The organism is Mesorhizobium sp. (assembly GCF_024509055.1).
Classification (GTDB): Bacteria; Pseudomonadota; Alphaproteobacteria; order Rhizobiales; family Rhizobiaceae; genus Mesorhizobium.
The window spans coordinates 1-5974 of the sequence record NZ_JANINM010000061.1 but is presented as its reverse complement, the minus strand read 5'-3'; the positions used below and the strand labels follow the sequence as shown (position 1 = coordinate 5974).

The window sequence follows — 5974 nt, the reverse complement described above, 5'->3', positions numbered from 1 at the left end:
GTCGGCGTCGGGCATGATGATCATGTGGTTCTTGGCGCCGCCGAAGCACTGCACGCGCTTGCCGGCCGCGGTGCCGCGCGAATAGATGTAGTGCGCAATCGGCGTCGAGCCGACGAAGCCGACGGCCTTGATGTCCGGATCGTCGAGGATGGCGTCGACCACTTCCTTGTCGCCGTTGACGACGTTGAGGATGCCGGCGGGCAAGCCCGCTTCGATGAACAGCTCGGCGATACGAATCGGCACGCCCGGGTCACGCTCGGAAGGCTTCAGGATGAACGCATTGCCGCAGGCGATCGCCGGCGCGATCTTCCACAGCGGGATCATCGCCGGGAAGTTGAACGGCGTGATGCCGGCGACGACGCCGAGTGGCTGGCGCATCGAATAGACGTCGATACCGGGACCAGCGCCGTCGGTGAACTCGCCCTTCATCATGTGCGGGGCGCCGATGCAGACTTCGACCACCTCGAGGCCGCGCTGGATGTCGCCACGGGCGTCGGCAACGGTCTTGCCATGCTCGCGCGCCAGGATGTCGGCCAGTTCGTCATAGTCGCGCTGGACCAGTTCGAGGAACTTCATCAGCACGCGCACGCGGCGCTGCGGGTTGGTGGCGGCCCACTTGGGCTGCGCGGCCTTGGCGTTCTCGACCGCGGCGCGCAGTTCGGCCTGCGAGGCCAGCGCCACCGTGCCGCGCACGGAGCCGTCCATGGGCTGCATCACATCCTGCTTGCGCCCGCTGGTGCCGGCGACGCGCTTGCCGCCGATGAAATGACCGTACTCGATCATGCTTTCTCTCCCTGGTTTTGATGATGACTTATTGTCCGCCTTTGCAACGGCGATGGCAACGCGAGGAAGAACGCAACCGTTGTGCACGAAATAGACAACCATCATCGCCTGTGCATTAATTGCCGCAAATTACGAAACGCGCTTTGGCCGCACAATTGCAGGACCATCCTCATGAACTGGGATGACGTGCGCATCTTCCTCGCCGTGGCGCGCGCCGGGCAGATCCTCGGCGCGGCGAAACGTCTGGAGCTAAACCATGCCACCGTCTCGCGCCGCATCGCGGCGCTTGAGGAGGCGCTGCGGACAAAGCTCTTCCGCCGGCTGACCACCGGCAGCGAGCTGACGCCGGCCGGCGAACGCTTCCTCGACATCGCCGAGCGCATGGAGAGCGACATGATCGCCGCGCGCTCGACAATCGCCGGCGAGGGCGACGATGTTTCCGGCACGGTGCGCATCGGCGCCCCCGATGGTTTTGGCGTCGCCTTCCTGGCCAAGCGCCTCGGCGAGCTGACCGCGCTTCACCGCGAGCTCACCATCCAGCTGGTGCCGGTGCCGCGCTCCTTCTCGCTGTCCCGGCGCGAGGCCGATATCGCGATCACCGTCGAGCGTCCGACCGAGGGACGGCTGGTGGCCGGAAAGCTGGTCGACTACACGCTCGGCCTGTTCGCCTCGCTCGCCTATGCGGACGCCAATGGTTTGCCCGGGACCGCCGCCGAACTCGGTCGACACACGCTGATCGGCTATGTGCCGGACCTGATCGTCAGCCCGTCGCTCGACTATGCGGCTGAATTCAGCCCTGACTGGCGCACGAGCTTTGCCATCTCCTCCGCGCTCGGCCAGGCCGAAGCGGTGCGCTCCGGCGCCGGCATCGGTATCCTGCACACCTTCGTCGCCCGCTCGATGCCCGAGCTCGTGCCCGTCGACATCGTCGCGCCCATCCGCCGTGCCTATTGGCTGGTCTATCACGAATCGGTCAGGCCGCTGCGCCGCGTGCAGATCGTCGCCAATTTCATCACCAAGGCGGTCGAGCGGGAAAGAACCCTCTTCGTCTAGCGCTCGTCGAGGACGAACGATCTGACCACCCTGTCCGCTTGTTCGGCGAGCGGCGCCCACATCAATTTCGTCTGCTCGGCGCTGTCGCTCACCAACCCGCAGGTCACAGGCCAAAGCGGTTGCCACGCATCGAAAGCGCGACCTTGGCATGGCCCGGAAAGCTCGAGTCGCTATCGGTCAGCCGGAAATCCATGTCGGCGATGCGCGCCGGATAGCCGTCAGGGAAGTGTATCAATTCTTCGTTGCTGAATTCGGCGGAATTGAAACCGGCTCCAACGGTCTCCTGCCAGTCCTTCAGCGACCATTCCGTTTCGAAGAGCGCCCTGGGATCGGCCGGCGAATCGGGGGCTGACGGATCGTACGGGCCTGCCGAAACCCGGCATGTCAGGCCTTTTTCACCGGATTTGACCTTGAGCCGGATAGTTTTGCCGGACGGCGGCTCTGTCGTCCATTCCTCGGGATAGGTCAGCGAAAAGCCGTTCTCCTTGTCGTGGACGGTCTTGTCGGCAGCGGCTGCCGCCCAAGCGCAAACCACATATCCGGTTGTCACAGCCAGACGAACAAGCCGCTTCACGATACCCTCCCCTGCCACAACCGATAATAGCATGGGCAGCGCGCTGGTGCCGCCTTGCACTTGCCACAAAGTGGGCGAGTGTGGCACGGCGCATTTGCGTCCGGATGGGCTGGGCGCGAGGGGGATGTGGAAAGCCAGCGGAAACATGCGCGCCGTTCCTGCCATATTGCCGCTGCTGATCCTGGCCGACTGCGCCAATCCCTGGACCCGCGTCCCCGAAGCGGAGTTGCCGAAGCCGGTCCGCTATGCGATGGCGCGTCCCTCGCCTTTCGTCATCGGCAATTACTGCGGCCCCGGCACCCGTACCGGCGATCTTTCCGCCAAACCGGTCGACCGGCTCGATGCCGCGTGCCAGATCCACGACGCCTGCTATATCGCCCAGCACAACCATTGCGACTGCGACGGCGCCCTCGTCGCCTCGGCGAGAGTGATCCGCGACGACAGGAAAGCGCCAAGGGCGATGCGCACCGAGGCGGAACTCCTCATCGCCACTTTCGCCATCCCCGTTTGCAAGGTCTTCCCGCACGGCTTCATGCCGCCGCGCGACCCGGCCTTGCTGAAGACCATGAACGGGGCCGCTGGGTGAGCGCAAGGTTGGTCGGAACAAGGCTGCTGCTAGGGCTGGCGCTGATCGTGCTGGCCGGCTGCGCCGGCATGCCCGGCCGTTCGGCCTGCGCCTTTTTTCCGGGCGACGAAGCCTGCCGGCGTTCCCCGACCTCCGCGGATGTCACCGGCGCCGAAATCGCCACCGCGCGCTATTTCGCCGGCGACGGCAACGACGCTTATGAACGGGCATTCCAGGCATTGCTTGCCCAAAGCCGGATCGACGCACTAGACCGCACGAACGGCACCGGCCGTTTCGGCCGCGATTGGCGCGACGTGCAGAACGGCGATTTCCGGTCTACCTATCGCGCGCTCGGTAAACTGGCGAAGCCGCTCGACTCCGTCGAGTTGCCGGCCGCCTCCGGCAAGCCAGGCAAGGGCCGTTTCGCCGTGCGCTGGCGCATGTCGCGCCAGACGCTCTATCTTAACGCCGCCGCTAGGCCGTCGGAACCAAAGACGTTCAGCTTTTCCGGGCTCGAGGCCCGCTCCGTCGAGATCGTGCTGCGTCAGGACGGCCAGCAGCCAATCGCCATTGATGGCGTTTGCGACGGGCCGCTGGCGATCCACGATGCCGGTCGTTCGAGCACCATCGCCAGGGGCTCCGCATTCCATGTCAGCCTGCCGGCCACCGAGACGTCGGTCAGCCTCTTCCCCGACCAGGCGCTCAACCGTTGCGACCTGCGCGTCAGCTCCGGCATTGCGCCAGCCGGCGCGAAGCTGACCATCCTGCGCGAAGAGGTCGCCGACCCCTGGATTGCCGCGCTGGACAGCCGCTACGACCGCTGCCCGGTGCCCGATCCGGCAGGCCTGGAGGAGCTCGATCGGGCATTCTATGCCGGACGCTGGCTGTCACAGACTTGCGCGCTGCCGCTCGGAGCGCCACGACTGCTGCGCAAGTCGCGCGATGGTTTCAACGCCAAGGTCGAGGCGCTGCTCGGCAAGACCTTGCCCGACAGCGCCTTCGACAAGGCAGACCCGGAACTGCCGCTCGATTTCTCCAACGCGCCGAAGCTCAGGCTGATCTATCTGTCCTCGCTGGAGTTCAAGGCGGATTTCTCCGGCCGCATCATGGAACGGCTGATCCGCCATCACGCCGCCCTGGGCACGAAGGTGCGCATCATGGTGACCGACGTGCTGGAGCGCGAGAAGGACGACGCCCTTCTGCATCGGCTCGCGGCAGAGTACCCCAACGTCCAATTGCAGGAGTACCGCTGGAAGGCCGACCACGGCGCGCCGTTCGACGAACAGATCTCGCAGCTCCACAAGACGCACCACATCAAGATGCTAGCGACGCTAACCGACCAGCCCGGCCGCTCGCGGGTGATCATCGGCGGCCGCAACATCCATGACGGCTTCCTGTTCCACAGCCCGGTCGACCTGATGCGCTACCCCGAACTGCAGCAATACGGCAAGACCGACGGCTTCTCGCTGAACTACTACTCCAACTGGAGCGACTTCGACATGGAGATAGCCGACCAGGCGACCGTCGAGACGCTTGCCGCGCATCTCTCAACCGTCTGGCTGCGTGACGCCGACACCAACTTGTCGCGGCCGTTCTCCATTCCGGTGCGTTCCGACGGCGGCCGCCCGCAAGGCGTGGCGCGGCATTTCATTTCCGTGCCTTATGAGGACGGCCATGCGCTCGAAAACTACTTCGTCGAGCTGATCGACAGCGCCGACCATCACATCGAGATCGTCAATCCATACCTCAATCTCACGCCCGCTATCGCCCGTGCTTTCGACAGGGCGCTGGCACGAGGCGTCAGGATCGACATCGTCGGTCGCATCGACCTCAAGGGCGATATCGGTGGCAGGTTCCTCACCGCGCTCAACAAGCTGTTCGTCGAGAGATATGGCGACCGCGTCAACATCCGCGAATTCAAGGCGCCGGATGTCGTGCTGCATTCCAAGATCATGATGATCGACGAGAGGCTGGTGACGGTGTCCTCGGTCAACCTCAACAACCGCAGCTTCTTCCACGACAGCGAGAACGGCATGGTCGTGCTCGACCCGGCTTTCTATCACCGCATGAAGCCGATCTATGACGACTACCTCGCCCATTCGCGGCCGGTCTCCGCCAATGTCAGCATTGGCTGGGCATACCGGCTGCTGTTCAGCGAGGTCTGGGTCAGGCAGGCGTTCTAGAGCAATTCCAGGAAAAGAGCGAAACGGTTTTCCGTTCGGAATTGCGTAAAAACAAAGAGATAGAGCGGTTCGGCGTTTCCGTGGAAACGCTGAACCGCGCTGAGAGACCGTCTATTTGATGTAGCGATCCGGGCTGAGGTCGAGCGCGTTGATCTCGGGCACCCGGTTGGAGACGATGTCGGCCAGCACCTTGGCCGAGCCGCAGGCCATGGTCCAGCCCAGCGTGCCGTGGCCGGTGTTGAGGTAGAGGTTGGACAATTCGCTGCGGCCCACCAGCGGCGGCCCGTCCGGAGTCATCGGTCTCAGCCCGCACCAGAAGGTCGCCGCTCTGAGGTCGCCGCCACCCGGGAAGAGATCGCCTACGGAATGCTCCAGCGTGCGGCGGCGCGATTCGTGCAGGCGCAGGTCGTAGCCGGAAATCTCCGCCGTGCCACCGACTCGGATGCGGTCGCCAAGCCTGGTGATCGCCACCTTGTAGGTCTCGTCCATGACGGTCGACACGGGTGCCGCGTCCGCATTGGTGATCGGCACGGTGATCGAATAGCCCTTTACCGGATAGACCGGGATCGGCCGCTTCATCTTGCGCATGAACTGCGAGGAATAGCTGCCCATCGCCATCACATAGGCGTCGGCCGTGCGCCAGCCCTTGTCCGTGCTGATGCTGGCGACGCGGTTGCGGTTCCTGATGACGCGGCGGATCGTCGTGCCGTACTCGAAGGTGACGCCGCGCGCCACGCAGAGCTCGGCCAGCCGGTCGGTGAACATCTTGCAGTCGCCGGTCTCGTCGCCGGGCAGCCTGAGGCCGCCGACGAATTT

6 protein-coding genes are annotated in these 5974 nt (G+C 64.6%); 3 read left to right on the top strand and 3 right to left on the bottom strand.

All coding sequences use genetic code 11. The features are described from left to right. Positions 1 to 783: aldehyde dehydrogenase family protein (locus Q0L57_RS03835; protein ID WP_296738329.1), on the bottom strand; the 783-nt coding region annotated here is incomplete at its 3' end. A gap of 171 nt (positions 784 to 954) precedes the next feature. Between Q0L57_RS03835 and Q0L57_RS03830 the strand changes: the two genes are divergently transcribed. Further along, positions 955 to 1836: a LysR family transcriptional regulator gene (locus Q0L57_RS03830; protein ID WP_296738327.1), complete on the top strand. Its 882-nt coding sequence runs from the start codon at positions 955 to 957 to the stop codon at positions 1834 to 1836. A gap of 103 nt (positions 1837 to 1939) precedes the next feature. Here the strand turns inward: Q0L57_RS03830 and Q0L57_RS03825 are convergent, their stop codons facing one another. Further along, positions 1940 to 2470 (bottom strand): hypothetical protein, encoded by a 531-nt coding sequence (locus Q0L57_RS03825; RefSeq protein ID WP_296738325.1) that lies wholly within the window; start codon positions 2468 to 2470, stop codon positions 1940 to 1942. An 85-nt stretch (positions 2471 to 2555) separates the two neighbouring features. Here Q0L57_RS03825 and Q0L57_RS03820 point away from each other — a divergent pair, with 85 nt between their 5' ends. Both Q0L57_RS03820 and Q0L57_RS03815 read left to right on the top strand, forming a co-directional pair. After that, the gene (locus tag Q0L57_RS03820; protein ID WP_296738324.1) at positions 2556 to 2996 is read left to right on the top strand and encodes a hypothetical protein; all 441 of its coding nucleotides are present in this window, start codon (positions 2556 to 2558) and stop codon (positions 2994 to 2996) included. Further along, positions 2993 to 5158 (top strand): phosphatidylserine/phosphatidylglycerophosphate/cardiolipin synthase family protein, encoded by a 2166-nt coding sequence (locus Q0L57_RS03815; RefSeq protein WP_366940862.1) that lies wholly within the window; start codon positions 2993 to 2995, stop codon positions 5156 to 5158. The genes Q0L57_RS03820 and Q0L57_RS03815 overlap by 4 nt, the downstream gene beginning before the upstream one ends. Positions 5159 to 5269: 111 nt before the next feature. Here Q0L57_RS03815 and Q0L57_RS03810 read toward each other — a convergent pair. Further along, the coding region (locus Q0L57_RS03810; protein ID WP_296738322.1) for an FAD-dependent oxidoreductase at positions 5270 to 5974 on the bottom strand (705 nt) is incomplete at its 5' end.